At 62.8% G+C, this 23,398-nt stretch carries 26 protein-coding genes; 9 read left to right on the forward strand and 17 right to left on the reverse strand.

The genetic code is table 11. The annotated features are described in order from the left end of the window. Nucleotides 1-2 precede the first annotated feature (2 nt). The gene (locus tag MESCI2_RS0106895; RefSeq protein ID WP_027035923.1) at nt 3-1,136 is read right to left on the reverse strand and encodes a site-specific DNA-methyltransferase; all 1,134 of its coding nucleotides are present in this window, start codon (nt 1,134-1,136) and stop codon (nt 3-5) included. Nucleotides 1,137-1,311: 175 nt separating this feature from the next. On the opposite strand from MESCI2_RS0106895, the gene MESCI2_RS0106900 reads away from it, so the two are divergent. After that, nucleotides 1,312-1,998: an HAD family hydrolase gene (locus MESCI2_RS0106900; protein WP_027035924.1), complete on the forward strand. Its 687-nt coding sequence runs from the start codon at nt 1,312-1,314 to the stop codon at nt 1,996-1,998. A 42-nt stretch (nt 1,999-2,040) separates the two neighbouring features. Here MESCI2_RS0106900 and MESCI2_RS0106905 read toward each other — a convergent pair whose 3' ends face one another. Further along, nucleotides 2,041-2,772 (reverse strand): hypothetical protein, encoded by a 732-nt coding sequence (locus tag MESCI2_RS0106905; RefSeq protein WP_027035925.1) that lies wholly within the window; start codon nt 2,770-2,772, stop codon nt 2,041-2,043. A gap of 128 nt (nt 2,773-2,900) precedes the next feature. Between MESCI2_RS0106905 and thrC the strand changes: the two genes are divergently transcribed. Genes thrC through MESCI2_RS0106925 form a run of 4 tightly spaced genes read left to right on the forward strand, consistent with a single transcriptional unit; the run spans nt 2,901 to nt 9,109 of the window. Beyond that, entirely contained in the window at nt 2,901-4,298 is a 1,398-nt protein-coding gene (gene thrC / locus MESCI2_RS0106910; protein ID WP_027035926.1) for a threonine synthase, read from the forward strand. Nucleotides 4,299-4,312: 14 nt separating this feature from the next. Beyond that, nucleotides 4,313-5,605, forward strand: a complete 1,293-nt coding sequence (locus tag MESCI2_RS0106915) for a M16 family metallopeptidase (protein ID WP_027035927.1) — start codon at nt 4,313-4,315, stop codon at nt 5,603-5,605. 15 nt (nt 5,606-5,620) lie between these two features. Next, the gene (locus MESCI2_RS0106920; protein WP_027035928.1) at nt 5,621-6,217 is read left to right on the forward strand and encodes a GNAT family N-acetyltransferase; all 597 of its coding nucleotides are present in this window, start codon (nt 5,621-5,623) and stop codon (nt 6,215-6,217) included. A 3-nt stretch (nt 6,218-6,220) separates the two neighbouring features. Beyond that, on the forward strand, nt 6,221-9,109 hold the full coding sequence (locus MESCI2_RS0106925; protein WP_027035929.1) for an EAL domain-containing protein: 2,889 nt from the start codon (nt 6,221-6,223) through the stop codon (nt 9,107-9,109). 163 nt (nt 9,110-9,272) lie between these two features. On the opposite strand, the gene MESCI2_RS0106930 is transcribed toward MESCI2_RS0106925, so the two are convergent. Continuing rightward, the gene (locus MESCI2_RS0106930; RefSeq protein ID WP_027035930.1) at nt 9,273-9,881 is read right to left on the reverse strand and encodes a YqgE/AlgH family protein; all 609 of its coding nucleotides are present in this window, start codon (nt 9,879-9,881) and stop codon (nt 9,273-9,275) included. Nucleotides 9,882-10,052: 171 nt separating this feature from the next. On the opposite strand from MESCI2_RS0106930, the gene MESCI2_RS0106935 reads away from it, so the two are divergent. The 3 genes from MESCI2_RS0106935 to MESCI2_RS0106945 all read left to right on the forward strand — a co-directional run bounded on the left by MESCI2_RS0106935 (nt 10,053) and on the right by MESCI2_RS0106945 (nt 11,979). Further along, nucleotides 10,053-10,859, forward strand: a complete 807-nt coding sequence (locus MESCI2_RS0106935) for a protein-disulfide reductase DsbD domain-containing protein (RefSeq protein WP_027035931.1) — start codon at nt 10,053-10,055, stop codon at nt 10,857-10,859. A gap of 85 nt (nt 10,860-10,944) precedes the next feature. Continuing rightward, the gene (locus MESCI2_RS0106940) at nt 10,945-11,427 is read left to right on the forward strand and encodes a peroxiredoxin (protein WP_027035932.1); all 483 of its coding nucleotides are present in this window, start codon (nt 10,945-10,947) and stop codon (nt 11,425-11,427) included. A gap of 75 nt (nt 11,428-11,502) precedes the next feature. Continuing rightward, the gene (locus MESCI2_RS0106945) at nt 11,503-11,979 is read left to right on the forward strand and encodes a DUF2938 domain-containing protein (protein WP_027035933.1); all 477 of its coding nucleotides are present in this window, start codon (nt 11,503-11,505) and stop codon (nt 11,977-11,979) included. 4 nt (nt 11,980-11,983) lie between these two features. On the opposite strand, the gene MESCI2_RS0106950 is transcribed toward MESCI2_RS0106945, so the two are convergent. The 14 genes from MESCI2_RS0106950 to coxB all read right to left on the reverse strand — a co-directional run bounded on the left by MESCI2_RS0106950 (nt 11,984) and on the right by coxB (nt 22,431). Next, a complete protein-coding gene (locus tag MESCI2_RS0106950) occupies nt 11,984-12,295 on the reverse strand; it encodes a type II toxin-antitoxin system RelE/ParE family toxin (protein WP_027035934.1) in 312 nt (103 codons plus the stop codon). Then, nucleotides 12,285-12,566, reverse strand: a complete 282-nt coding sequence (locus MESCI2_RS0106955) for a ribbon-helix-helix domain-containing protein (protein WP_027035935.1) — start codon at nt 12,564-12,566, stop codon at nt 12,285-12,287. Before MESCI2_RS0106955 ends, MESCI2_RS0106950 begins: the two co-directional genes overlap by 11 nt. 181 nt (nt 12,567-12,747) lie before the next feature. Then, complete coding sequence (rnhA, locus tag MESCI2_RS0106960) at nt 12,748-13,278, reverse strand: ribonuclease HI (protein WP_027035936.1); 531 nt, start codon at nt 13,276-13,278, stop codon at nt 12,748-12,750. A gap of 4 nt (nt 13,279-13,282) precedes the next feature. Further along, nucleotides 13,283-14,245 carry a homoserine kinase gene (locus MESCI2_RS0106965; protein ID WP_027035937.1) on the reverse strand — a complete coding sequence of 321 codons (963 nt, stop codon included), beginning with the start codon at nt 14,243-14,245 and terminating at the stop codon, nt 13,283-13,285. Nucleotides 14,246-14,250: 5 nt separating this feature from the next. Further along, the gene (gene ispH / locus MESCI2_RS0106970) at nt 14,251-15,261 is read right to left on the reverse strand and encodes a 4-hydroxy-3-methylbut-2-enyl diphosphate reductase (RefSeq protein ID WP_023808604.1); all 1,011 of its coding nucleotides are present in this window, start codon (nt 15,259-15,261) and stop codon (nt 14,251-14,253) included. Nucleotides 15,262-15,349: 88 nt separating this feature from the next. Beyond that, nucleotides 15,350-16,105 (reverse strand): SURF1 family protein, encoded by a 756-nt coding sequence (locus tag MESCI2_RS0106975; protein ID WP_027035938.1) that lies wholly within the window; start codon nt 16,103-16,105, stop codon nt 15,350-15,352. Next, complete coding sequence (locus tag MESCI2_RS0106980; protein ID WP_027035939.1) at nt 16,102-16,488, reverse strand: DUF983 domain-containing protein; 387 nt, start codon at nt 16,486-16,488, stop codon at nt 16,102-16,104. The genes MESCI2_RS0106975 and MESCI2_RS0106980 overlap by 4 nt, the downstream gene beginning before the upstream one ends. 74 nt (nt 16,489-16,562) lie before the next feature. Then, nucleotides 16,563-17,054 carry a L,D-transpeptidase family protein gene (locus MESCI2_RS0106985; protein ID WP_027035940.1) on the reverse strand — a complete coding sequence of 164 codons (492 nt, stop codon included), beginning with the start codon at nt 17,052-17,054 and terminating at the stop codon, nt 16,563-16,565. A gap of 90 nt (nt 17,055-17,144) precedes the next feature. Beyond that, nucleotides 17,145-18,026 (reverse strand): cytochrome c oxidase subunit 3, encoded by an 882-nt coding sequence (locus MESCI2_RS0106990; protein ID WP_027035941.1) that lies wholly within the window; start codon nt 18,024-18,026, stop codon nt 17,145-17,147. Nucleotide 18,027: 1 nt separating this feature from the next. Further along, on the reverse strand, nt 18,028-18,660 hold the full coding sequence (locus tag MESCI2_RS0106995) for a cytochrome c oxidase assembly protein (protein WP_027035942.1): 633 nt from the start codon (nt 18,658-18,660) through the stop codon (nt 18,028-18,030). Next, nucleotides 18,660-18,818 (reverse strand): hypothetical protein, encoded by a 159-nt coding sequence (locus MESCI2_RS0107000; RefSeq protein ID WP_081738658.1) that lies wholly within the window; start codon nt 18,816-18,818, stop codon nt 18,660-18,662. The genes MESCI2_RS0106995 and MESCI2_RS0107000 overlap by 1 nt, the downstream gene beginning before the upstream one ends. Before the next feature lie 2 nt (nt 18,819-18,820). Continuing rightward, nucleotides 18,821-19,765: a heme o synthase gene (locus MESCI2_RS0107005; protein WP_027035944.1), complete on the reverse strand. Its 945-nt coding sequence runs from the start codon at nt 19,763-19,765 to the stop codon at nt 18,821-18,823. Nucleotides 19,766-19,840: 75 nt separating this feature from the next. Further along, nucleotides 19,841-21,493, reverse strand: coding sequence for a cytochrome c oxidase subunit I (ctaD, locus tag MESCI2_RS0107010; protein WP_027035945.1), 1,653 nt, complete (start codon nt 21,491-21,493; stop codon nt 19,841-19,843). Nucleotides 21,494-21,531: 38 nt separating this feature from the next. Further along, the gene (coxB, locus tag MESCI2_RS0107015) at nt 21,532-22,431 is read right to left on the reverse strand and encodes a cytochrome c oxidase subunit II (RefSeq protein WP_027035946.1); all 900 of its coding nucleotides are present in this window, start codon (nt 22,429-22,431) and stop codon (nt 21,532-21,534) included. A 376-nt stretch (nt 22,432-22,807) separates the two neighbouring features. Between coxB and MESCI2_RS0107020 the strand changes: the two genes are divergently transcribed. Next, entirely contained in the window at nt 22,808-23,362 is a 555-nt protein-coding gene (locus MESCI2_RS0107020) for an invasion associated locus B family protein (protein ID WP_013532781.1), read from the forward strand. The last annotated feature ends 36 nt before the right edge of the window (nt 23,363-23,398 follow it).

Here is a 23,398-nt window from a genome sequence, read left to right on the forward strand (position 1 = left end):
GCTCAGGCCCCTGCCCGCTCCATGCCGAGCCGCGCGATGCGGCGCAGTTCGTCGATCGGGGTCAGGCCGCCGCTGCGCTCATAGTGCCAGAAGGTCCAGCCGTTGCAGGCATCCAGCCCCTGCACTTCGGCGCCGATCTTGTGGATCGAACCGGCGCTGTCGCCGATCGCCACCGTACCGTCGGCGCGCACCTTGGCCGACCAGCGCTTCTTGGCGTCGTAGAGCGTCGCACCCGGCATCATCAGCCCGTTATCGATCAGGCTGACGAAGGCAACGCGCGGCTCGGCACGCTTGCCGGTGAGCACGGTGAGATCGGCGCCATCCAGCGGCCGCACCGCATCGATGCGCTCGTTGGCGGCGTCGATATAGGCCTGCTCGCGCTCGATGCCGACGAAATGGCGGCCGAGGCGCTTGGCCACCGCGCCGGTGGTGCCGGAGCCGAAGAAGGGATCGAGCACGATGTCGCCCGGTTTGGTCGAGGCCATCATGATGCGGGCAAGCAGCGCTTCCGGCTTCTGCGTCGGATGCAGCTTGTCGCCATTGTCGTTCTTCAGCCGCTCGCCGCCGGTGCAGATCGGAAACAGCCAGTCGGAGCGCATCTGGATGTCGTCGTTGGACGCCTTCATCGCTTCGTAGTTGAAGGTATAGCCCTTGCCCTTCTGATCGCGCGTAGCCCAGATCATCGTCTCATGCGCGTTCTGGAAGCGGCGGCCACGGAAATTCGGCATTGGGTTGGTCTTGCGCCAGACCACGTCGTTGAGGATCCAGAAGCCGAGATCCTGCATCTTGGCGCCGACCCGGAAGATGTTGTGATAGGAGCCGATGACCCAGATGGTGCCGTTGGGCTTCAGCACCCGGCGTGCCGCCAGCAGCCAGGCACGGGTGAAGGCGTCATAGGCCTCGAAACTCTCGAACTGGTCCCAGTCGTCGTCGACGGCGTCGACCTTCGACTGGTCGGGGCGGTGCAGGTCGCCGTCGAGCTGCAGATTGTAGGGCGGATCGGCGAAGATGACGTCGATCGATTTTTCGGGCAGCCGGTCGAGCGCGGCGACGCAATCGCCCTTGAGGATCGTGTCCAGCCATTCGGATTGCTGGGGGGCGTGGGATAGCTCGTCGAGAAGACGCACGGCAGACATTCTGACACCCAGGGCACGCGTTACTGTTTACTCCTGGTTATGGTTACCGATCAGCGTAAATATTCCGTGAAGGCCAAGGGACGGGGTGGCGAATTTGCGAAGGCGGCCCTGTTGGTGTATGCCGCGCCGCCTGAGCCTTCCGAGGCCACCTCGCCCTCCCATTGTCCGGATCACCATGCCCCAGCCAGACCTTGTCATCTTCGATTGCGACGGCGTGCTCGTCGATTCCGAAATCATCGCCGCCCGCGTCGAGGCGGAACTGCTGACACTGGCCGGCTACGAAATATCGGCTGAGGAGATTTCCGAGACCTATGCCGGACTGACCTTCAAGGACATCATGATGCGGGTCGAGGAGAAATCCAGCATACCCTTCCAGGCCTCGCTGATCGACCGCGCCGAAGACCTGGTCGACCGCAAACTGCGCAGCGACGTCCGCGCCATCGACGGCGTGCGCGAGGCGGTCGCCGCGGTCACGGTGCCGCGCTGCGTCTGCTCGAATTCACGCTCCGAGCGGATCGAATTCATGCTGGAGAAAGTGCATCTGCTGCCGTTTTTCACCGACCGGATTTTTTCGGCGATGGAAACACCGACCGGGAAAACGAAACCGGCGCCGGACGTGTTCCTGTTTGCGGCGGAGAAACTCAACGCCAACCCGGCGAACACTTTCGTCATCGAGGATTCCGTGCACGGCGTCCACGGCGCAAGGGCGGCAGGCATGCGGGTGATCGGCTTCACCGGAGCCGCCCACAGCTATTCCGGCCATGCCGACGCGCTCACCGAGGCCGGCGCCGAAACGGTGATCCGCCGCTGGGCGGAGTTGAAAAGCGTGATCGCGGCGCTGTCGGAGTGGTCGGACGCCTGAGAAGCGTGCGCCGCGACGCACGCCCTACGCAACCGCCGGAATCTAGTTCGTCGCGGCGGCTCTCTTCCTCTGCTTCTTCTTCGGCTTGTCGACCGTTGCCTTATGCGCGGTTTCGTCATAGCCGGCAAAGGCCTGATAGTCCTGCGCCGTCGGCTCGGGCACGACAATATTGGAATCGGTGAAGACGAACTGCGTGGCGACCGAAGGATCGGTGACCTGGACCTGATACTGGTGGATCTGCGAATAGAGGACCTCGGTGCCATGCATCACAGCCGTGCGGATGGGCATGGTGATAGTGCCTGGAGAAAACTTCGGTCCGGGGACAATCTTGCCGGCGACCGCGATCTTCATCGTCAACTGGCCGTTGGCACGGCTGCAGTCGCGTGTCACATCGCTGACCGATGCCTGGTAGATGATGTTGGCCGATTCGTCGGGCGGAGTTGCAGCAGCGGCGTCAGCCTCGGCCTGGGCCGCGGCATCCTGCGCGGCGTCGCCGGTCTTCTTGATCCTGGGCTTGGGCTTCTGAGCTTCCTTGGAATAGGTGTTGAAGAAAGCCGTGCCGTCGCGCACCATCACCCGAGGGCAATAGGCCTGCAACTGGCTGGCCAGTATCTTGGGATCCTGGGGCGGCGGTGGCGCCGTCGGGTCCTCCTTCTTGCCTATGCCGAGGTTCAGGATGCCATTGTCGCCCGATTGGCAGCCGGCGGCGGCAAGCATAAAGCCGGTGAGCGCAAGACCCGCCAAAAAGCGACCACTGAATGTACGAAACGCCATGAAACTGCACTTCCCTCTCGCAAAGCTGGTGACGTATATCAACCGCGCGGCAAAAATGCGACTGAGCCAGCGCAGAAATTAACCACCTTGCGGTGGATGGAAAAGCCAAGCAGTAACGGAATTGTGACATGCACTATGTGAGTACCCGCGGGGAAGCCCCCGTTCTTGGATTTTCCGACACCGTGCTAGCCGGGCTGGCGCGCGACGGCGGGCTCTACGTGCCGCGCGAGTGGCCACAGTTTTCCGCCGCCGAGATCCGCGCCATGCGCGGCCTTGCCTATCCCGACCTTGCTATCCGCGTGCTGTCGCCGTTCCTAGGCGACGAAATCCCGGCCCCCGTTTTCGAGCGGCTGGTGCGCGAAGCCTATGCCACCTTCCGCCACGAGGCCGTCTGCCCGCTGGTGCAGACCGGCCCCAACACCTTCATCCTGGAACTCTTCCACGGGCCGACGCTCGCCTTCAAGGACGTGGCGATGCAGCTTCTGGCCCGGCTGATGGACCATGTGCTTACCGAACGCGACCAGCACGCCACCATCGTCGGCGCCACCTCGGGCGATACCGGCGGGGCGGCCATCGATGCCTTTGCCGGTCGCAGCCGGACCGACATCTTCATCCTTTTCCCGCACGGCCGCGTCTCTCCGGTGCAGCAGCGGCAGATGACGACGTCGACGGCTGCAAACGTCCATGCGCTGGCGATCGAAGGCAATTTCGACGATTGCCAGGGCCTGCTCAAGGACATGTTCAACGATCACGGATTTCGCGACCGGGTGGCGCTTTCGGGCGTCAATTCGATCAATTGGGCCCGCATCATGGCCCAGATCGTCTATTATTTCTCCTCGGCGCTGTCGCTCGGCGCACCGGACAGGCCGGTCTCCTTCACCGTGCCGACCGGCAATTTCGGCGATATCTTCGCCGGCTACGCTGCCAAGAAGATGGGACTGCCGATCGAGCGGCTGGTCATCGCCACCAATGACAACGACATTCTGGCGCGCACCTTTTCGACCGGCGAATACCGCACCAAGGGCGTCTTTGCGACCACGTCGCCGTCGATGGATATCCAGGTGTCGTCGAATTTCGAACGCCTGTTGTTCGAGGCCTCCGGCCGTGACGCGGCGACCGTGCGGCGCTATATGGACGGCCTGAAGCAGTCCGGCGCTTTCACCATCGAACCTCAGCAAATCGCCGGGATGCGGTCCGAATTCGACGCCGGCCGCGCTGATATGGACGAGGTCGCGGCCACCATCCGCTCGACGCTCGCGGCCAGCAACTATCTGCTCGATCCGCACACCGCGGCAGCCGTGCATGTCGCTGCGGGCAAGGCGTCAGGCGCCGTGCCGATGGTGGTGCTGGGTACCGCGCACCCGGCAAAATTCCCGGCCGCCGTCGAAGCCGCCAGCGGCGTGTCGCCCGCACTGCCCGCATGGCTAGGTGGGTTGATGACATCGGAGGAAAAATACACGGTACTTCCATCCGACCTGAAAATGGTGGAAGATTACGTCGGCCGCCGCGCGCGGGCGGCGCGTTAGGGAGTAGTAGCCATATGGGTGTTGAGGTAAGCCGTCTGTCGAACGGCCTGACAGTCGCCACCGAAACCCTTCAAAGCATCGAATCGGTTGCCCTTGGTGCCTGGGTCAAGTCGGGTGCCCGCAATGAACGTGAGGACGAGCATGGCATGGCCCATCTGCTCGAGCACATGGCGTTCAAGGGCACGAAAAGGCGGAGCGCCTTCGAAATCGCCTCGGAGATCGAGGACGTCGGCGGCGAGATCAATGCCGCCACCAGCGTCGAGACCACCTCCTACTATGCCAGGGTGCTCTCCGACGACGTGCCGCTGGCCGTCGACATTCTAGCCGACATCCTGCAGGAGTCCGAGTTCGACCCGCAGGAACTCGAACGCGAACAGCATGTGATCCTGCAGGAGATCGGCGCCGCGCACGACACCCCCGACGACATCGTCTTCGACCGGTTCACCGAGACGGCGTTTCGCCACCAGACCATCGGCCGCTCGATCCTGGGCACGCCGGAAACCGTCAAATCCTTCACCTCGAAGCAGCTGCACGATTTCATCGAGCGGCAATATGGCGCCGAACGCATGGTGATCGTCGCTGCCGGCGACATCAAGCACGACAATTTCGTGCGCGAGGTCGAGAAGCAGCTCGGCGGCTTCCGCAGCAAGGCCGACAGCACCATCCCGCAATATGCACAATATGTCGGCGGCGACTTCCGCGAGGACCGCGACCTGATGGACGCGCAGATCGTGCTGGGGTTCGAGGGTCGCGCCTATCATGTGCGGGATTTCTATGCCTCGCAGGTGCTGTCGATGATCCTCGGCGGCGGCATGTCGTCGCGCCTGTTCCAGGAGGTCCGAGAGAAGCGCGGCCTGTGTTATTCGGTCTATGCCTTCCATTGGGGCTTTTCCGACACCGGCGTCTTCGGCGTCCATGCCGCCACCGGCCAGAGCGACATCGCCGAACTGGTGCCTGTCATCATCGACGAACTGCAGAAGGCCGGCGAGAAGATCCTGCAGGAGGAACTCGACCGCGCTCGCGCCCAATATCGCGCTGGGCTGATCATGTCCGCCGAAAGCCCGGCCAGCCGGGCTTCGCAGATCGCACGGCAACTGCTTCTGTTCGGCCGGCCGATCGCCAAGGAGGAACTGATGGAACGGCTGTCGGCGCTGACGATCGAGCGGCTGACCGATCTGTCGTCGCGATTGTTCTCGACCAAGCCGACGCTTACCGCTGTCGGGCCTGTGGGTACGCTGGCGCCCTACGAGGCGATCCTCGAATCGCTTGCGGGCACGCAGACCACGGCCCGCAAGCTCGCCGTCTAAGCCCCTCAAAGCGCCATGTTCGCGCTCCCTTTCTTTCGCCGTGACCTGCCGGCACTGAAAGGCGACCGCGTCACGCTGCGCGTGCCGTTCACCAATGACTATCGCGAGTGGGCGGCGGTGCGCGGGGAAAGCCGCGCCTTCCTCGAACCATGGGAACCACGCTGGACCCCCGATGAACTCGACCGCAACGCTTGGCGGCTGCGCATCAGCCGCTACCGCGAGGATTTTGCTCAGGGAACCGCTATCGCCTTCTTCATCTTCGAGAGGAGCAGTGGCAAGCTGGCCGGCGGCATCACGCTCGGCAACATACGCCATGGCGTCTCGCAAAGCGGCCATGTCGGCTACTGGATCGGCGAGCGCTTCGGCGGCCGCGGCCTGATGACCGACGCGGTCAAGGTGGTGGCCCGCTTCGCCTTCGATACGCTGAGGTTGCACCGGATCGAAGCGGCCTGTATTCCCGACAACATCAGGTCGATCCGCGTGCTTGAAAAAGCCGGATTTCGGCGCGAAGGACTGCTGCGATCCTATCTCAGGATCAACGGCATCTGGCAGGACCACTACCTCTACGCCCGGATCGCGGACGATCCGCCGGGCGTTGGAACGAAGGACTGATTTTTGACGAATTTCCTGCGAAACGGGTCGCTGTTCGCCTTTGTCCTCGCGACACTCCTGACGCTGTGGGCAGCATCGTCGGCCTTCGCCGTGGAGCCGATCAAGATCGCCCGCGACGACGTCGCGCTCGACCTTTCCGGCGCCGTCGAGATCTACCGGAACCAGGGCGAGAATTTCCAGGTGTCGACCGCGCCGGGTCCGGACGGCATCGTGCGGCGCATCGAGGTCGAGGCCAATGATGCGCGTTCGACCGGCGACTGGGCTGTTTTCGCGCTCGCCAACACCACCGACCAGCAGCTCGACAGGCTGATCGTCGCACCGCATTTCCGCCTGGTGAATTCCGGCATCTTCTGGCCCGATCTCGGCTCGACCCGCATCGCCGCCATCACGCCCAGCGAGGGCTTCGCGCTCGACCGCCAGACCAGCCCCGATGCCGACGTTTTCCGGGTGACGCTGAATCCCGGCACGGTGATCACCTTCATTGCCGAACTGGCCTCGCCGAAGCTGCCGCAGGTCTACCTTTGGGATCCGGAATCCTACAAGGACTCGGTCAATTCCTACACGCTGTTTCGCGGCATCGTCATCGGCATCGCCGGCCTGCTGGCGCTGTTCCTGACCATCCTTTTCGTGGTCAAGGGAACCTCGATGTTCCCCGCGACCGCAGCGCTTGCCTGGGCGGTGCTGGCCTATATCTGCGTCGATTTCGGCTTCCTCAACAAGATCATCGAGATATCGCCCGGCAATGAGCAGATGTGGCGAGCGGGGACCGAAGTGGCGCTCGCGGGAACCTTCGTGGTGTTCCTGTTCGCCTATCTCAACCTCAACCGATGGCACGGCCATTTCAGCTATGGCGCGCTGGTCTGGATCCTCGGGCTGGTGCTGATCGCCGGCGTCGCGATCATCGATCCGGCGGTCGCCGCCGGTATCGCCAGGCTGTCCTTCGCCGCCACCGCGCTGACCGGGCTTGGCCTGATCATCTTCCTCGGCATACGCGGCTACGACCGTGCCATCATGCTGGTGCCCAGTTGGGTCATGGTGCTGTTGTGGCTATGCGGATCGTGGATGGCGATCACCGGCATGCTCGACAATGATATCGCCCAGCCGGCCCTGGGCGGCGGGCTGATCCTGATCATCCTTCTGATCGGCTTCACCGTTATGCAGCATGCCTTTGCCGGCGGCGCGCTGCATCAGGGCCTGTTCTCCGACCTCGAGCGGCAGGCGCTGGCGGTGGCCGGATCGGGCGACACGGTGTGGGACTGGGACGTGCTGCGCGATCGCGTCGTCACCAAGCCCGACGTCAGCATCCAGCTCGGCCTGGCGCCGAACAGCCTTGGCGGCGCGGCCCGCAACTGGCTGCCGGTGCTGCATGCCGACGACCGCGACACGTTCCGCACGACGCTCGACGTCGTGCTCGAACACCGGCGCGGCCGGGTGTCGCAGAATTTCCGCCTGCGCGGCGCCGACGGCCACTATCACTGGTTCTCCCTGCGCGCGCGCCCGGTCATCGGATCCGACGGCGAGGTCATCCGCTGCGTCGGCACCATGGTCGACGTGACCGAGCAGAAAAAGTCCGAGGAAAGGCTGCTGCACGATGCCGTGCACGACAATCTGACCGGCCTGCCGAACCGCGAACTGTTGATGAACCGGCTGGAAGCGATCATCTCGATCGCGCGCACCGAAGAAAAGGTGCGCCCGACCGTCTTCGTCATCGACATCGACCGTTTCAAGCAGGTCAATGACGGGCTCGGCATCTCGGCCGGCGACACCATTCTTTTGACCATCGCACGCCGCCTGCACCGGCTGCTCAAGCCGAAGGATTCGCTGTCACGCTTTGCCGGCGATCAGTTCGCGCTGATGCTGCTGTCCGAACAGGACCCGGCCCGCATCGCCGCCGTCGCGGACGCCATCAAGCATGCCATCAACAATCCGATCACCTTTGCCAAGCGCGAGATCGTGCTGACCGCGTCGATCGGACTGATCACCTGGAATTCGCCGCAGATGTCGGCCGAGGACATGGTCAAGGATGCCGAGCTTGCCATGCACCAGGCCAAGCGCTTCGGCGGCGACAGGATCGAGCCGTTCCGTCCGGCTTTCCGCACTGTCGGCACCGACAGGCTGCAGTTCGAATCCGACCTGCGCCGCGCCATCGAGCGGCGCGAATTCACGCTTGCCTACCAGCCGATCGTGCGGCTCGAGGATGGCAGCGTCGCCGGCTTCGAGGCCCTGCTGCGCTGGGACCACCCGCGCCGCGGCATGATCCCGCCGGCGGATTTCATCCCGGTCGCCGAAAGCTGCGGTCTGATCGTGCAGCTCGGTCTGTTCGCCATGCAGCAGGCGGCGGAAGACCTCGCCAGCTGGCAAAAGCAGATAGGCGACGCGCCGCTGTCGGTCTCGGTCAATTTGTCCAGCCGCCAGTTGATCCGACGCGACCTGGTCAGCGATGTCCGCTCGGTCATCGCTCGGGCCAATCTGAAGCCGCGCTGCTTCCGGCTGGAGCTCACCGAATCGCTTGTCATGGACAATCCCGAGCAGACCGCCCATGTGCTGACCAAGCTGAAGCAGCTCGGCATCGGCCTGTCGCTGGACGATTTCGGCACCGGCTATTCCTCATTGGCCTATCTGACGCGTTTCCCCTTCGACACCATCAAGATCGACAAGAGCTTCGTCGACGACAACACGCCCAAGCGCGCGGTGCTGCTGAAATCGATGGTCAACATGGCGCATGAGCTCGGCCTGTCCGTCGTCGCTGAAGGCATTTCGGACGAAAGCGATGCGCTGGAACTGCGTCAGATGGGCTGCGAATATGTGCAGAGCTTCATGTTCGGCGCACCAATGCCGGGCGACCAGGTGCTGAAGACGCTGAAGGAGCAGTATCCGCTGACGCAAGCGTGAGAGCCCGTTTGGAAACTCTACTCTGGCGGCCATCTGACGGCGTTTTCTGCGCTTCCGGTGCTCACGGACCCGAATGTCCGCTGCGCTCCGGTTCTCGAAACCACCACCATATGACTCACCAGAGCGAGTTTCGAAACGGGCTCCGCGATGAGGCTGATGGGGTTTAGGCGTGTCCGGCCGCCAAGCTGAGATGGGCGAGATCGATACCTATCGCGGCGAGGATGCGGTCGTATTTGCGCTCGATGTCGGCGTCGAACAGAAGCTCGGCATTGGCCGGACAGGTCAGCCAGCCATTTTCGGCGATCTCGGTCTCCAGCTGGCCGGCGCCCCAGCCGGAATAGCCGAGCGCCATCAGCGCGTGACGAGGCCCGCGGCCGGACGATATTGCGCGCAATATGTCGACGGTCGCCGTCAGGCAGATGTCGTCGGAAACGGTCAGCGACGATTCCACCCGATAGTCGCCCGAATGCAGGACGAAGCCCCGGCTGCGATCCACGGGTCCGCCATTGCGCACCACGAAATCGCGCGCCTGCGCCGGCAAGCGGATCGCCTCCTGTTCGTTCATGATGCCCAGTTGCACGAGCAGGTCCGGAAACAGCATCTGCTGTGTCTGGTTGATGATCAGGCCCATGGCGCCTTCATCCGAGTGCGCGCAGACATAGATGACCGAGCGCGTGAAACGGTCGTCCTTCATGCCGGGCATGGCAATCAGGAACTGATCGTCGAGAAAGCCGCGGCTGGCGACCGTCTTCTTGTGGCGCAACAAGTCCATGAAAGGGAGCGTAACGCGTTTCCAAAGCGCCGAAAAGATGCGCCGTGCTGGATTCGACCAAAGCCTATGCCGCCGGCTCGCGCATTCTTCCCCCTCAAGGTCACGCAAATATGATACCGGCAAGGCCATGAAAACATTGCGCGGCCACGAACGGACGATCAAATCACCGCCATGCAAAGCTTGAAAATCCTGCTGCTCGGCGCCGCCATCGGATCGGCAACCGCTCTTCCCGCCGCCGCCTCCTCATCGGCGTGGTACAACAGCGAAGGCGGCAAGGTCCGGCTGGTGACCTCAGGCAAAGCCGACGACACCGGCCGCATACAGGGCGTTCTCGACATAGCGCTCAAGCCCGGCTGGAAGACATATTGGCGCGATCCGGGCGACGCGGGCGTGCCGCCGCAACTCGACATTTCAGCCAGCACCAACATCGCCGACGCCGCCCTGGCGTTTCCGGCGCCGCAGCGCCATGACGACGGCTATGGCAAATGGGCAGGCTACAACTATCCGGTTTCTCTGCCGGTGACATTCACGCTGGCGGCGCCGAACCAGCCGGCGTTGATCGATGCCGACATCTTTCTCGGCATCTGCGAAACGATCTGCATTCCGGTGCAGACGCGGCTGACCGTCGACCCCGCCTCCGATCCGGACAATGCCGAGGACGCAGCGCTGGTGAAGGCGAGTTTCGCGGCGCTGCCAGCGCCCGCGAGGTCCGATTTCGGCATCAATGTGCTGCCGGGCGACCACGAGACGCTGATTGTCGAGGCGAGCTTTCCCGGCGATCCGGAGGCGGCGGATTTCTTCGTCGCCGGCGAGCGGGACTACATGTTCGGCACCCCTGCCCGCAGCGAAAAGGACGGCAAGCTGATCTTCACCGTGCCGATCCTCGATCGCCCCTCGACGACGCCGACGGATGGCGGGCTTCACTATACGCTGACGAGTTCGGCGGGCTCGGTCGAAGGGGTTCTGCCTTTCCCTTGATCCAGCCCACCCCAACGGTTGCAGGAAGCCGTCGGGTTCGCTAGGCAAAGACACGTCCTTCCCCATTTTCCCAAGCGAGGAATCCATGACCATTTCCGTTGGCGACAAGCTGCCTGACGTGACCTTCAAGACGATGACCGCCGATGGCGCCAAGCCGATCACCGGGGCCGAGATCTTCCCGGGCAAGAAGGTCGTGCTGTTTGGGGTTCCCGGCGCCTTCACACCGACCTGCAGCAACAACCATTTGCCGGGTTATCTCGAGAACCACGATGCCATCCTGGCGCGCGGCGTCGACACAATAGCCGTGGTTTCGGTCAACGACGTCCATGTCATGGGCGCCTGGGCGCACTTCACCGGCGGTGAGGGCAAGATCCTGTTCCTCGCCGACGGCAGTGGCGATTTCGCCAAGGCGGTAGGCCTCGACAATGACCTTTCCGCCAGCGGCATGGGGCTGCGTTCGAAGCGGTTTTCGATGATCGTCGACGACGGCAAGGTCACCGCGCTCAATGTCGAGACCAAGCCTGGTGTCGACGAGTCCGGCGCGGCTCATATTCTGGGACAGCTCTGAACTTCAGCGCGGCGTCGGGTATGGAACGACGACCGCGCTTGTAGCCCAGGGCTTGCGTTTGGGGGGATTCTAGCGATGTTTGACATGTTCTGGCGCGCTATCGCGATCGGTATCGGCGCCACCGTGCTGATGGATCTCTGGGCCATCTTCCTGCACAAGGCGTTCGGCCAGCCACGGCCGAACTGGGGGCCGGTCGGGCGTTGGGTGTGGCATCTCCGCGACAAGGTCTTCCACGACGATATCGGCGGTGCCGCACCATACGTGCATGAAAAGGCGCTGGGTTGGGCCTTTCACTATTTTGTCGGCATCGTCTACGGCATCATCCTGGTGGTGCTGGCCGGAGCGGGCTGGCTTGCCGCGCCGACATTTCTGCCGGCCTTCATCCTCGGCATCGTCACCGTCGGCGCCGGCTGGTTCCTGCTGGCACCCGGCATGGGCGCCGGCTGGGCCGCCTCGAAGCGGCCCAACCCGATGCAGATCCGTGCGCTGAACCTGGTGTCGCACACGGTGTTCGCACTCGGGCTTTGGGGCACGGCGCTGCTGATCCGCTAAACAGCTAGAACAAACGGTTCAGATCCCGCCGCCCATCCACCACACGGACGATTTCAACCCACTCAACAGGGCCATCGTCCGTGTCCGGAATCGTTTCGTAGAGCAGCACAAACGGCGCCTCCACCAGCATCCGTACGGAAGGCCTGATATCGGGTCGCCTAACACCCATGCGCGGATGGTCTGCCAGCTGCAAGGCCCGCGCTTCCAGTTGATCATAATAGCGATCGGCCGCTCGTACGTTTTCGCTGCCTATCATCACGTAGACATCGATGAGGTCCGCCTTGGCCGCGGGTGACCAGACCAGCCTAACGGTCATCCCGCGAGGCTTCCGCCAGCCTTTGCCGAGCTTCCTTTCGCAACGCGTCGAAATCCACAGGCTCCGGCCTCCCACTTGCCTTGCCTTCATCCCACAGCTGCCTTAGCCGGCGGATATCGTCATGCCGAAGTTCACGCTTGGCCAGCCAATCCCGCACCGCTTCACGCACAATCTCGCTTGCAGTGGCATACTCGCCCGCCTCGACCGCCTCACGCATGACGGCTGCCTGTTGCAGGGTCACGGCCACGCTCATTTTTTCCACGTTTCCCACGCCGTTTCCTCATCGCATTTTGCTCTATGGTAGGAAATATTACTCCCATCCATATTCTGGAGCAACTGCAGCGCCACCAAAGGAGCCTCCAGCCTCGCGTCCGCCGGACGCTGGTCAAGGCAGCCTGTCGATCGGCCGCCGGCCGTGGATAACGTGATACGCGCCGAGCCGCGCCGGAAATTCAATAGCTCTGGGTCGAGCGCCGCACCTTCGCGATTGCCGGTTGTTTGGCGGGCGCAGCGGGCTTTGGCGCGGCTGCGGACTTGAACGGGCCTTTCTTGAACGGCGCCATGCCTTCGCGCGCGAGTTCGTCGGCGCGCTCGTTCTCGACATGGCCGTCATGGCCCTTGACCCAGTTCCAGGTGACCTTGTGGCGCTTGTTGGCCTCGTCGAGCGCCTGCCAGAGTTCACCGTTCTTCACAGGCTTCTTGTCGGCGGTCTTCCAGCCGTTCTTTTTCCAGCCGTGGATCCACTTGGAAATACCGTCCATGACATATTTGCTGTCGGTGTGAAGCTCGACCGTGCAAGGTTCTTTCAGCGCATTCAGCGCCGAAATGGCGGCCAACAGTTCCATGCGGTTGTTGGTCGTCTCGGCCTCACCGCCGGAAAGCTCCTTGGTGGTGCCGTTGAAGCGCAGGATCGCCCCCCAGCCGCCGGGGCCGGGATTGCCCGAGCAGGCGCCGTCCGTGAAGATCTCAACCTGTTTGCTCATGATATCAGGCCAATCCATATTCCGAAGGAGATTTGATCGCCCGGTGGAACCGCATCCTTCTGATGTATTCGGTCGGGTCGCGTTTCATCACCAGCCCGCCATCGGGAACGGTCAGCCAGTCGTACAGCCGGGTCAGCATGAAGCGCAACGCCGAGCCGCGCGCCAGCATCGGCAGCGCAGCCTTCTCCTGGCCGCTCAGGGGCCGGAGGCTCTGGTAGCCGGCTAGCAGCGCCTTGCCCTTGGTGAGGTTGAAGGAAAAATCCTTCTCGAAGCACCAGGCGTTGAGACAGGTGGCGACATCGTAGGCGTAGAGGTCGTCGCAGGCGAAATAGAAGTCGATTAGGCCGGAGAGTTTCTCGCCGAGGAAGAAGACGTTGTCGGGGAAAAGATCGGCGTGGATAATGCCTTTGGGAAGGTCCTTCGGCCAGTTGCGCTCGAAATCGGCAAAGTCGGCATCGACCTCGGCGGCTAGGCCCGGCTCGACCTCGTCGGCGCGGTTGCGGGCTGCGTCCCAGAGCTTGCGCCAGCCGTCGATGGCCAGGGCATTCGGACGCGTCATCGAAAAATCGGCGCCGGCCAGATGCAACTGCGCCAACGCCTTGCCGACCTCGGCACAATGCGTCGCCGTTGGCCGCCGCAACGAAAGCCCTTCCAGGAAGGTGATGATGACCGCCGGCCGGCCGGCGAGCGTGCCGATGACGCTGCCGTCATGCGCGGTCACCGGCAGCGGGCAGGACACGCCCTTGTTGGCGAGATGGCCCATCAGCCCGAGGAAAAACGGCAGATCCGCCTTCTCGACGCGCTTCTCATAGAGTGTCAGGATGTAGGAGCCGCTGGAGGTGTGCAGCAGGAAGTTCGAGTTCTCGGTGCCTTCGGCGATGCCCTTGTAGGACAAGAGATCGCCGACCGGATAGTGCTTCAGGAATGCGCCGAGTTCGCCTTCCGCAACGTCGGTGTAGACCGCCATGTGGCTTACGCGGCTCCGTTGACGAAGGCCATGTCGGCCCGCGTCAGTTCGACATCGCGCAATACCCGCATGACCGGAAAATCCTCCGTTTCCGTGGCCGTGATGGCCAGGTCGATCGTGACATCGAAGCGCTGCCGGAACGCGTCGATGATCTCGTCGACGATGATTTCGGGCGCCGACGCGCCGGCCGACAGGCCGAGCGTCGAGATGTTGCCGATGTCGTTCCACGGAATCTCGGCGGCGCGCTGCACGAGAAGCGACATGGTGGCGCCGGCACGTTCCGCCACCTCGACAAGACGTCGCGAATTGGAGGAATTCGGCGCGCCGACGATCAGATAGAGATCGGCGCCCGGCGCGGTGTCCTTGACGGCTTCCTGGCGGTTGGTGGTGGCATAGCAGATCGATTCCGCCGCTGGTGCCTGCAGCGCCGGAAAGCGATCCTGCAAGGCGCGGATGATGCCGGCGGTGTCCTCGACCGACAACGTGGTCTGGGTAACGAAGCCGAGCGCCTGCGGATCGGCGGGCGAGAGCTTTGCGGCATCGGCTTCGGTTTCGATCAGCGTCACCGCGCCGTCCGGGAGCTGGCCCATGGTGCCGATCACCTCGGGATGTCCGGCGTGACCAATCAACAGCACATGACGGCCGAGCCGCTGATGGCGCATGGCCTGCTTGTGGACCTTCGACACCAGCGGGCAGGTGGCATCGAGATAGAAGAGATTGCGCGCCTTCGCATCCGCCGGCACCGATTTCGGCACGCCATGCGCCGAGAACACGACGGGCGACTGCCGATGTTCGGCCGGGATCTCGGAGAGTTCCTCGATGAAGACGGCGCCAAGGCTCTGCAGCCCCTCGACGACGTAGCGGTTGTGCACGATCTCATGGCGGACATAGACCGGCGCGCCATATTTCTTCAGCGCCAGCACGACGATCTGGATGGCACGGTCGACACCGGCGCAAAAACCGCGCGGCTGGCAGAGCCGGATCGTCAGAGGTGGTTTGGTGGTTGTCTGAAGCATTAAATCCGGGCCGGTTGATCAGAGCCGAAATGAGGTGCGCACCCCCGCCCTGTCAAGGGCATCGGTAGAAAGGGGGCGTCAGTCGCGTTCATTCCTCTTTCGCGGGACGGCGAAGCCGCAGGATGAGCACGGCGGCGAGCGCCGCGGCAAGCCCGTACCAGGTGACAGCATATTGCAGATGGCTGTTCGGCAGGTCGATGATGGTGACGCCGCCAACCGGCAATCCGCCTGGATTTGGCGTCTTGTCTGCGTCGATGAAGATCGGCACCAGCGTGAACCCAGCCGGCAGGCCCGCGCTCGCCGCCATCACGTCGCGGTCCTTCCAGTAGAAGATGTTCTTCGCCACGTCGTTGTCGGGAAGCATCATCGACGGCTTCGCCGGCAGGGGGTTGCGAGCGAGGCCGGTGACCGTCACTCTGCCAGTCACCTGTCCCTTGGCGCGCTTGGCGGCGTCCTTCAGATCGTAAGGCACGAAGCCGCGATTGATCAGGACGAAGCGACCATCGTCGAGCGCCAGGGGCGTGTAGACGTTGAAGCCGGCGTCACCTTCCCAGGTCGCGTAAAAATGGCGTTCGCCTTGATGCAGGAACGTGCCGGTGACGGTGACAGGCGTATAATCGACGTCCCCGGTGGCGGCGAACTCTTTCTCGACCTCGGCCAGCGGCCGCGGCGCTGAATGGGTGCGCTGGTCGATGGTCTGGAGAAGACCTTCCTTCCAAGACAGGCGCTGCACCTGCCAGGTGCCGAGCGCCAGCAGGATCAGGAACAGCATCAGGCCAAGGCCAAGCAGCAATGCCGTCCTAGGCCGGGATCGGCCGTCGGCCTTAACGGATGCCTCGCTCATTCGCCGCGATCCAACCGGCCTTCGGCCGCCTTGTTGGCGTATTGCAGCGTCAGCAGAACGCCTTTGATCAGCCGCAGCGCCGCCAGGCACAGCACGACAGCCAGCGGAATCCAGACCAGCAGATGCAGCCAGAGCGGCGGGCTAAGCGTGACTTCAACCCAGAGCGCCAGGCCGACAATGAGGAAGCCCATGATCAGGATGACGAACACCGCCGGCCCGTCGCCGGCATCGGCGTAGGAATAATCGAGGCCGCAATTGACGCATCGCTTGCCGACGGTGAGGAAGCCGGAGAACAACCGCCCCTCGCCGCAGCGCGGGCAGCGGCCATGCAGGCCGGCCGAGATCGGATCGATCGGCGGCCAGATCGCCTTGTCTTCACTCATGGAAGCGTCGTCGCTCATTGCTTACCGCTCGATTTCAGATCGACCGGCAACCAGTTCATCTTGCCACTCATTGCCTACCGCTCGATCTCGATCGGTGTGCCATCGGCCACCAGCGCCCAGATTTCGTCCATATCGGAGTCCGTAACCGCAATGCAGCCGTCGGTCCAGTCGACCAATTGAAGCAGCCAGCCCCACCAGCCATAACCATTCGGTTGACCATGGATCATGATCATGCCGCCCGCGTCGACATTGCGCGCCTTGGCGGCGGCCTCATCGTGGGCATTTGGGTACGAGATATGGATCGATTTGTGCGCGATGCTGTTCGGGTTGCGCCAGTCGAGGACATAGTTCCCCTCGGGCGTGCGTTGATCGCCCTCCTGGTGCTTGTGCCCGACAGGGTCGCCGCCAAGCGCGATGCCGTAGTTTCGCAGGACCTTGCCGTCGCCGATCAACTCCAACCGGCGTTCGGCCTTGTGGACACGCACCAGGTCCACCTTCTCGCCGGCAAAGGCCGGGAGTGCCGCGATCATCAATGCGCAAATGGTCCGGAAGATTGTCAGTCGCATTGGCTATCGATCAGCGATCATTGCGCCAAAAAGAAGAAGGCGGCCACGTTGCCGCGGCCGCCTCCAGAAATGAAAATCCTCTTGGGCGGATCAGTGGCCTTCGATCACAGCGCCGACCGATCCCCAGACGTAGATCGAGGCGAACAGGAACAGCCAGACCACGTCGACGAAGTGCCAGTACCAGGCGGCCGCCTCGAAGCCGAAATGCTGCTTGGGGGTGAAATCACCCTTCATCGCCCGGATCAGGCAGACCAACAGGAAGATGGTGCCGATGATGACGTGGAACCCGTGGAAGCCGGTCGCCATGAAGAAGGTGGCGCCATAGATCGAATCCTTGAAGCCGAACGGAGCATGCATGTACTCATAGGCCTGCACCATGGTGAACAGCATGCCGAGGCCGACGGTCAGCACCAGGCCGTTGATCAGCCCCTTGCGGTCGCCGTGAAGAAGCGAATGGTGCGCCCAGGTCACCGTGGTGCCCGACAACAGCAGGATGACGGTGTTGTAGAGCGGGAGATGGAAGGGATCGAGAACCTCCATGCCCTTCGGCGGCCAGACGCCACCAGTAAATGTGGCGCGCGCGTAGTTCTGTGCCTCACCGGCAAAAAGACTGGCATCGAAATAGGCCCAGAACCAGGCAACGAAGAACATCACCTCCGAGGCGATGAACATGATCATGCCATAGCGCAGGTGCAGCGACACGACCCGCGTGTGATGACCCTCATGCGCTTCCTTGATCGTGTCCGACCACCAAGCGAACATGGTGTAGAGGACGATCACGAGCCCGATGAAGAACAGCCACGGATTGGCGATGTTGAAGCCGAAGATCGGGAACGACCCGCCCTTCAGATATTCCATCAGGGCGACACCGCCAAAGGCCATGACGAGCGCCCCTACCGATCCCAGGAAAGGCCATGGGCTCGGGTCGACGAGATGATAGTCATGCTGTGGTTTTGCGTGCGCGTCTGCCATATCAACCCCCGAGATTTGCTTCGGTATTCGAAATTGTCTTGCTGTTGTCATCGGCCGGCTCCGAGGAGGCGACCGGCTTGATCTTCTCGACCGGGAACATCGTGTAGGACAGCGTGATCGTCTTCACGTCCTTGAGTTCCGGCACATTGACGATGTCGGGGTCCACGTAGAACAGGACCGGCATGTCCAGCGTCTCGCCGGGCTTCAGCGTCGTGTCGGTGAAGCAGAAGCACTCGACCTTGTTGAAATAGGGTCCCGCCAGCTCAGGCTGCACGTTGAAGGTGGCGCGGCCGGTCACGGGACGATCGAACTTGTTGGTCGCCTGATAGTGCGCCTGCACGGTCTCGCCGATCTTCATCGTCATCGAGCGCTGGACCGGCTGAAACTCCCACGGCACGCCGGCGATGTTGGCATCGAAGCGGACGGTAATCTCGCGGTCGAGCACGCGGCCGGCATATTGCTTCTCGGCACGTTGCGTCGTGCCGCCATAGCCGGTCGCCTGGCAAAACATCTTGTAGAGCGGCACCGCGGCATAGGCCATGCCGATCATGCCGGTGAAGAAGGCGAGGCAGATAGCCGCGACGATGACGTTGCTGTTCTTGCCCGCCGCTTTCCTGGATGTCTCGACGCTCATCACATCGTGCCCAGATTGTGACCGAACTTCACGATCGTCGCGATGTAGAAAATGACCACCAGCAGCGCCAGCGCCACGCCGATGGCGATGGAACGGCTGCGCTGCGCCTTCTTCTGACGGTCGGTCAACGTGACGGTCTCGAGCTTTTCCTCGATCATGGTCATGCTCCACCCATGGCAAGCGCGCGTTCGACAACGCTGTCGGCCAGATAGGCAGCGAAGATGGCGAAGAGATAAAGCAGCGAATAGGCGAACAGGGCCTTGGCCGGTTTCATGACGCGGTCATCGTCGGCCATGCCAAGCACTTTCCACGCGTACCAGACAAAACCGACCCCGAGCAGCAAGGCGGCCACGCCATAGAACGGCGTGGTGTAGCCGAGCAGCCACGGCAGCACGCCGACCGGGGCAAGCACCAGCGCATAGGCGAAAATCTGGCGGCGCGTCGAAGCGTGGCCGGCGACGTTGGGCATCATCGGAATGCCGGCCTTGGCGTAGTCCTCGGACTTGAACAGCGCCAGCGCCCAGAAATGCGGCGGCGTCCACAGGAAGATGATCAGGAACAGGACAATGCTCTCGAGACTGACCGTCCCGGTCACCGCGGCCCAGCCGATTACAGGCGGAATGGCGCCGGCGGCCCCGCCGATGACGATGTTCTGCGGCGTCCAGCGCTTCAGCCACATCGTGTAGACGACGGCGTAGAAAAAGATGGTGAAGGCCAGCAGCGTCGCCGCCAGCCAGTTGACCAGCACGCCCAGCGTCATCACCGACAGCACTGACAGCACCAGCCCGAAGGTCAGCGCTTCGTGCGGCCGGATGCGACCGGCCGGGACCGGGCGGCTGGCGGTCCTGGTCATCACGGCATCGATGTCGGCATCGTACCACATGTTGAGCGCGCCGGAGGCGCCAGCACCTATCGCAATAGCCAGGATGGCGATCACCGCCAGCAGAGGGTTGATAGTCACGGGTGCGGCGACCAGGCCGACAAAGGCGGTGAACACCACAAGCGACATGACGCGCGGCTTCAGCAGCGCGAAGAAATCGCCCGCCGTCGCTTCCGACATGCGAAAGCCCGCTTCGTCAATCAATGGGTCGTCGACAAGGGCCATGCGTACTTAAGTCCATCATCCGTTGGCCAAAACCGCCGGCGGACCGGCGGTTTCGTATTCGAGCGGGCAGCAGCCTTACTTGATCTTCGGCAGCTGTTCCCACTGGTGGAAGGGCGGCGGCGAAGGCAGCTGCCATTCGAGCGTCGTTGCGCCCTCGCCCCATGGGTTGGCGCCGGCGATCCGCTTCTTCTGGAAGGCCTCGAACACGCCATAGAGGAAGATCAGGACGCCGATGGCCGAGATATACGAGCCGATGGACGACACATAGTTCCAGCCGGCAAACGCATCGGGGTAGTCGATGGTGCGGCGCGGCATGCCGGCGAGACCGAGGAAGTGCTGCGGGAAGAAGATCAGGTTCACGCCGACAAAGGTGACCCAGAAGTGGGTGTTGGCGATGACGGGCGAATACATGTAGCCGGTCATCTTCGGGAACCAGTAGTACCAGCCGGCGAAGATGGCGAACACCGCGCCCAGCGACAGCACGTAGTGGAAGTGGGCGATGACGAAATAGGTGTCATGCAGCGAGCGGTCGAGGCCGGCATTGGCCAGCTGGACGCCGGTGACGCCGCCGATGGTGAACAGGAAGATGAAGCCCAGCGCCCACAGCATCGGCGTCTTGAACGAGATCGACCCGCCCCACATCGTCGCGATCCAGGAGAAGATCTTCACGCCTGTCGGCACCGCGATGACCATGGTGGCGAAGACGAAATAGCGCTGCGTGTCGAGCGACAGGCCGGTCGTGTACATGTGGTGCGCCCAGACGATGAAGCCGACGGCTCCGATCGCCACCATGGCGTAGGCCATGCCGAGGTAACCGAACACCGGCTTCCTCGAGAAGGTCGAGATGACGTGGCTGATAATGCCGAAGCCCGGCAGGATCAGGATGTACACTTCCGGATGACCGAAGAACCAGAACAGGTGCTGGAACAGGATCGGGTCGCCGCCGCCGTCCGGCGCAAAGAAGGTGGTGCCGAAATTGCGGTCGGTGAGCAGCATGGTGATGCCGCCGGCGAGAACCGGCAACGACAGCAGAAGCAGGAAGGCGGTGATCAGCACCGACCAGGCAAACAGCGGCATCTTGTGCAGCGTCATGCCAGGCGCGCGCATGTTGAAGATGGTGGTGATGAAGTTAATGGCGCCGAGGATCGACGAGGCACCGGCAATGTGGATCGACAGGATCGCCAGATCCATGGCCGGTCCTGGCTGGCCCGAGGTCGAAAGCGGCGGATAGAGCGTCCAGCCGCCACCGACACCGTAGGCACCCGGGGCGCTCGGCATGAACATCGAGGTGAGCAGCAGGATGAAGGCCGGCGGCAGCAGCCAGAAGGAGATGTTGTTCATGCGCGGGAACGCCATGTCGGGGGCGCCGATCATGATCGGGACCATCCAGTTGGCGAAACCGCCGATCAGCGCCGGCATGACCATGAAGAAGATCATGATCAGGGCGTGCGCGGTGGCGAAAGCATTGTACATGCTCTTGCCGCCGTCGATCGCGGCGTCACCGTTCATGCCATAGACCATCTGCGCCAGGCCGCTGAATATCTGGATGCCAGGTTCCTGCAGCTCCATGCGGATGGCGACCGACAAGGCACCGCCGATGATGCCGGCCATGATCGCGAAAATCAGGTAGAGCGTGCCGATGTCCTTGTGATTGGTCGAATAAACCCAGCGGACCCAGCCGTGATAAGGCTTGTGGTCGTGCCCGTCGTGAGCTGCAGCGTCTGCCATGTTCCGCTCCGTTCCCTAAATCTTGCTAACCCGCGGCATCAGTTGCCGGCGGCCGCTACCTTGTTCTGGCCGTCGACCTCGGCCATCAGCGTCTTGTTGGCGCCGGGCAGATCGGTCTTGGCTGCCGCCAGCCAGGTCTTGAACTGCGCATCGGAGACGACGCGAATGGCGATCGGCATGAAGGCATGGTCCTTGCCGCAAAGCTGCGAGCACTGGCCGTAAAAAATACCTTCCTTCTCCGCCTTGAACCAGGTCTCGTTGGTGCGGCCCGGAACGGCGTCGATCTTGATGCCGAACGACGGCATGGCAAAGGAGTGGATCACGTCGGTCGCGGTGACAAGCACCCGGGTCATGGTGTTGACCGGCACCACCAGCTCGTTGTCGACGGCCAGCAGGCGCGGATAGACCTTGCGGTCCTCCTTGCCGGCTGCGGCGCGTTCGGCGTCCTGGAGGATCGCGGAGTTGAAAGAGAGCGTGTTGTCGGTCTGGTACTCGTAGTCCCAGTTCCACTGGTTGCCGGTCGCCTTGACGGTCAGCTTTGCTTCTTCCGGCGGTGTGTATTGCGCGGTCAGCAGCTGGAACGAGGGAATGGCGATGAGCAGCAGGATGACGACTGGCCCGATCGTCCAGATCAACTCGATCCACGTGTTGTGGCTGGTCTTGGACGGAACCGGGTTGGCGCTCGCGCGGAATCTGACGATGCAGTAGGCGAGCAGAAGCAGCACCAGGATGGTGATCGGGACGATGAACCACATCGTGTAGTTTCCGAACCATTCGATCTGCCGCATCATGTCGGTCGCCGGCGCCTGGAAGGTTGTCTCCCAGTTCTTGGGCTGGTCGGCACGGGCGGACGCGCCGGCGAAAAACGTGACAGCGGCACAAGCACTTAGAAACTTGGCACTTGCTGGAACCTTGGCGTTTGCCAGGAAATTTCTCATCGCCCTCATCGTCTCCCAGTTCCTCGCTGCGGTACCCACGAGAATAACGAACAATGCCGGGACGGGAATCCCGACAGTTTCAAGCTGGTTCAAACCATACTCTTTTTCCCTCCGCAAGAAAGGAGCGGACGAAACCGTGCGGCATTTTTGCGCGCAAGCCCGGATGTGCCTTTGGAGGCAGCCGCGGCAGCTCCGAATCGCCTACATTGAGCCGACAGCGGCATTCCCGCGGGCCGCACGTGCCGAACGTCGCAATTCGGGCGAAATTGGCAGGGAAAAGCGCCGTATTGGCTTTTTCGGGGCAGACCTGGTGCGGTCTCGTCCTTTACTTGGCTTTGGCGCGGCTTAAAGTGCCGTGATTCGCAATGGAGCCGTCATGAATTACTGGCTTTCGAGAAACTCTCGGTTTTCGAGAAACTGGGCGAAGGTCATCTTTTTCGCCGCCCTGTCTGGCATCGGCTTGTCCGCGATCGTGTCCGGCACGGCGAACGCCGCGCAACCGAGCGGTACCGTGCGCTCGACACATGGCGCATGGTCGATCATCTGCGACACGCCGGCCGGTGCCACCTCGGAACAATGCGTGATGATGCAGAACGTCGTCGCCGAGGACCGTCCGGAGATGGGGCTGTCGGTCGTGGTGCTGCGCACCGCCGACAACAAGGCGGAGATCCTGCGCGTGCTGGCGCCGCTCGGCGTGCTTTTGCCCAACGGGCTCGGCCTCAATGTCGACGGCAAGGACATCGGCCGCGCCTATTTCGTGCGCTGCTTCCAGGACGGCTGCTATGCCGAGGTTATCCTCGAAAAGCCGCTTCTCGACACGCTGAAGACCGGCACGTCGGCCACCTTCATCGTCTTCCAGACCCCGGAAGAAGGCATCGGCATCCCGGTCGACCTCAAGGGTTTTGCCGACGGCTTCGCCGCCCTCCCCTGAAATCCTGCGACATCACCGGCTTCATCAACCAGAAGT

The organism is Mesorhizobium ciceri WSM4083 (genome assembly GCF_000519305.1).
Taxonomy (GTDB): Bacteria; Pseudomonadota; Alphaproteobacteria; order Rhizobiales; family Rhizobiaceae; genus Mesorhizobium; species Mesorhizobium ciceri_B.

What these genes read in the sequence shown, in the direction of transcription:
- MESCI2_RS0106895 (WP_027035923.1), bottom strand. Translation starts at nt 1,136, where the DNA reads ATGTCTGCCGTGCGTCTTCTCGACGAGCTATCCCACGCCCCCCAGCAA.
- MESCI2_RS0106900 (WP_027035924.1), top strand. Translation starts at nt 1,312, where the DNA reads ATGCCCCAGCCAGACCTTGTCATCTTCGATTGCGACGGCGTGCTCGTC.
- MESCI2_RS0106905 (WP_027035925.1), bottom strand. Translation starts at nt 2,772, where the DNA reads ATGGCGTTTCGTACATTCAGTGGTCGCTTTTTGGCGGGTCTTGCGCTC.
- thrC (WP_027035926.1), top strand. Translation starts at nt 2,901, where the DNA reads ATGCACTATGTGAGTACCCGCGGGGAAGCCCCCGTTCTTGGATTTTCC.
- MESCI2_RS0106915 (WP_027035927.1), top strand. Translation starts at nt 4,313, where the DNA reads ATGGGTGTTGAGGTAAGCCGTCTGTCGAACGGCCTGACAGTCGCCACC.
- MESCI2_RS0106920 (WP_027035928.1), top strand. Translation starts at nt 5,621, where the DNA reads ATGTTCGCGCTCCCTTTCTTTCGCCGTGACCTGCCGGCACTGAAAGGC.
- MESCI2_RS0106930 (WP_027035930.1), bottom strand. Translation starts at nt 9,881, where the DNA reads ATGGACTTGTTGCGCCACAAGAAGACGGTCGCCAGCCGCGGCTTTCTC.
- MESCI2_RS0106935 (WP_027035931.1), top strand. Translation starts at nt 10,053, where the DNA reads ATGCAAAGCTTGAAAATCCTGCTGCTCGGCGCCGCCATCGGATCGGCA.
- MESCI2_RS0106940 (WP_027035932.1), top strand. Translation starts at nt 10,945, where the DNA reads ATGACCATTTCCGTTGGCGACAAGCTGCCTGACGTGACCTTCAAGACG.
- MESCI2_RS0106945 (WP_027035933.1), top strand. Translation starts at nt 11,503, where the DNA reads ATGTTTGACATGTTCTGGCGCGCTATCGCGATCGGTATCGGCGCCACC.
- MESCI2_RS0106950 (WP_027035934.1), bottom strand. Translation starts at nt 12,295, where the DNA reads ATGACCGTTAGGCTGGTCTGGTCACCCGCGGCCAAGGCGGACCTCATC.
- rnhA (WP_027035936.1), bottom strand. Translation starts at nt 13,278, where the DNA reads ATGAGCAAACAGGTTGAGATCTTCACGGACGGCGCCTGCTCGGGCAAT.
- MESCI2_RS0106965 (WP_027035937.1), bottom strand. Translation starts at nt 14,245, where the DNA reads ATGGCGGTCTACACCGACGTTGCGGAAGGCGAACTCGGCGCATTCCTG.
- ispH (WP_023808604.1), bottom strand. Translation starts at nt 15,261, where the DNA reads ATGCTTCAGACAACCACCAAACCACCTCTGACGATCCGGCTCTGCCAG.
- MESCI2_RS0106975 (WP_027035938.1), bottom strand. Translation starts at nt 16,105, where the DNA reads ATGAGCGAGGCATCCGTTAAGGCCGACGGCCGATCCCGGCCTAGGACG.
- MESCI2_RS0106980 (WP_027035939.1), bottom strand. Translation starts at nt 16,488, where the DNA reads ATGAGTGAAGACAAGGCGATCTGGCCGCCGATCGATCCGATCTCGGCC.
- MESCI2_RS0106985 (WP_027035940.1), bottom strand. Translation starts at nt 17,054, where the DNA reads ATGCGACTGACAATCTTCCGGACCATTTGCGCATTGATGATCGCGGCA.
- MESCI2_RS0106990 (WP_027035941.1), bottom strand. Translation starts at nt 18,026, where the DNA reads ATGGCAGACGCGCACGCAAAACCACAGCATGACTATCATCTCGTCGAC.
- MESCI2_RS0106995 (WP_027035942.1), bottom strand. Translation starts at nt 18,660, where the DNA reads ATGAGCGTCGAGACATCCAGGAAAGCGGCGGGCAAGAACAGCAACGTC.
- MESCI2_RS0107000 (WP_081738658.1), bottom strand. Translation starts at nt 18,818, where the DNA reads ATGATCGAGGAAAAGCTCGAGACCGTCACGTTGACCGACCGTCAGAAG.
- MESCI2_RS0107005 (WP_027035944.1), bottom strand. Translation starts at nt 19,765, where the DNA reads ATGGCCCTTGTCGACGACCCATTGATTGACGAAGCGGGCTTTCGCATG.
- ctaD (WP_027035945.1), bottom strand. Translation starts at nt 21,493, where the DNA reads ATGGCAGACGCTGCAGCTCACGACGGGCACGACCACAAGCCTTATCAC.
- coxB (WP_027035946.1), bottom strand. Translation starts at nt 22,431, where the DNA reads ATGAGAAATTTCCTGGCAAACGCCAAGGTTCCAGCAAGTGCCAAGTTT.
- MESCI2_RS0107020 (WP_013532781.1), top strand. Translation starts at nt 22,808, where the DNA reads ATGAATTACTGGCTTTCGAGAAACTCTCGGTTTTCGAGAAACTGGGCG.